Genomic DNA, 1802 nt, shown 5'->3' with positions numbered 1-1802 from the left:
GCGCTCAACTAGCACCACGGGTATATAGGTGAATGATTATCGTTGTCGTAATGTAATATTAATTAGTTGAAAAACCAAGTTTGATTTATATAGCACCACGGGTTTTATGTTAGTAAATTTGCTCAAGTACAGATACGTAGGGAATTATCAATCAGAACTTTAATCTCTTTTGTTCTTTTCATTTAAAATTTTATCTATTTTTTCAGTTAATCTAGAGCTATCTATAGCTCTTCTAACTGCTGTTTCAATTATTACATATAAAACTAACCCTGAAAGAAGACACCAAAATATTAGTAACCCCAAAGATACTTTCACAATCTTCCCCCCAAAACAGATGTTTATCATATTATAACACATAGTTATATTGATGATGTATAAAATTTTGTGTAAAGCATTTTACTAGACCAAAAGAAAAAGGTAGGGTATTCTCTGATTGAACCCAAACATTCCAGAGAAAGGAGAACCCTACCTATGTCTAAAAGTATACCGAATGTAGACTGTGCAAATCAACTGGAAAGTGTGATTCGTCAGTTTGTAAAGGAAAAATTAGAACTGATCATGCGGGAAGAAATGAAAAATTTCCTCGAAATCGAACAGGCCGGAACATCGAATATGAGAAACGGCTACTATCAACGAAATCTAGATACGCAATATGGCCGAATTGAAGGCCTTTTGGTCCCAAGAGATCGAAATGGGGAATTTCAAACGCAGCTGTTTGCCCCTTACCAACGTCATACTGGTTGGCTCGAGGAAGCCGTCATCAAAATGTATCAAAGTGGCATGAGTACGAGGGAAATTGGCAAGTTTATCGAACGAATTTTAGGAAATGCCTATTCTCCAACGACAATCAGTCGTATTACCGATGTCGTGAAGGAAGACATCGAGAAATGGCACAATCGTCCTCTACATCAGCGTTATTCGGTTTTATATTTGGATGGTTTATACGTAAAACTTCGTCGCGAAACCGTGGAGAAAGAAGTCATTTATGTGGTGTTAGGGGTGAACGAAGAAGGATATCGCGAAATTCTTGATTTCTTTGTGGGAGGACAAGAAAGTGCCTATGTATGGCAAGAAATTCTTCAAAACCTCTACCAAAGAGGCGTCAAGGAAGTGCTTCTGGGCGTATTCGATGGTCTTCCGGGGCTGGAGGAAGCTTTTCGCTCGGTTTATCCGAAAGCCGATGTGCAGCGTTGTGTCGTTCACAAAGTACGTAATACCTTACATCGTGTTCGGAAAAAAGATCAATTTGAAGTGGCAGAGGATCTCAAACTGATTTATCGCGCGCCGAATAAGGAGATGGCGTTACAAATGTTTCAACAGTTTGAGTCGAAATGGTCCAGCAAGTATCCGAGAGAAGTTCAATCTTGGGCCAATGAGTTGGATGTCCTCCTTACATTTATGGATTATCCAAGCAGTATTCGAAGTGTGATTTATACGACCAATGCCATCGAACGAACGATCAAGGAAATTCGGAAACGCCTAAAACCGATGAACAGTTTGAATAGTTTAGAAGCCGCTGAAAAAATCGTGTATTTGACCATTCAAGATTTTAATGAGAAATGGGCAGGGCGAAAGTTGCGAGGATTTGCCGAAGCGCATGAAGCCCTTCAACGAATGTTTGAAGAACGTTATTGTTAACCAAATATTGTAAATAAACAAAATAAGGGGATTCTCCCTTTCCACACAAGAGACTGAATATTCAGTCTCTTGTGTGGAGGAAATATCCCCCCTATTCTAAATCCATTTCAGAGATACCCTATCTATCCTGAAAACAAAATTTGGCAAAAAACAACCCCCGCCTG

General features: G+C 39.2%; 2 protein-coding genes. One reads left to right on the top strand and one right to left on the bottom strand.

The window, feature by feature from the left end; all coding sequences use genetic code 11:
* Positions 1 to 159: 159 nt before the first annotated feature.
* Positions 160 to 315 carry a hypothetical protein gene (locus M4I42_RS16760; protein ID WP_268853172.1) on the bottom strand — a complete coding sequence of 52 codons (156 nt, stop codon included), beginning with the start codon at positions 313 to 315 and terminating at the stop codon, positions 160 to 162.
* 156 nt (positions 316 to 471) lie between these two features.
* Between M4I42_RS16760 and M4I42_RS16755 the strand changes: the two genes are divergently transcribed.
* On the top strand, positions 472 to 1638 hold the full coding sequence (locus tag M4I42_RS16755) for an IS256 family transposase (RefSeq protein WP_268853171.1): 1167 nt from the start codon (positions 472 to 474) through the stop codon (positions 1636 to 1638).
* Positions 1639 to 1802 lie beyond the last annotated feature (164 nt).

It is taken from the genome of Anoxybacillus sp. J5B_2022, from assembly GCF_026847645.1.
GTDB lineage: Bacteria > Bacillota > Bacilli > Bacillales > Anoxybacillaceae > Anoxybacteroides.
The sequence above is the reverse complement of the archived record's forward strand: the minus strand, read 5'-3'. Positions and strand labels throughout refer to the sequence as shown.

Excerpts from the sequence above, each read along its gene's own strand:
- M4I42_RS16755 (WP_268853171.1), top strand. The coding sequence starts at position 472 with ATGTCTAAAAGTATACCGAATGTAGACTGTGCAAATCAACTGGAAAGT.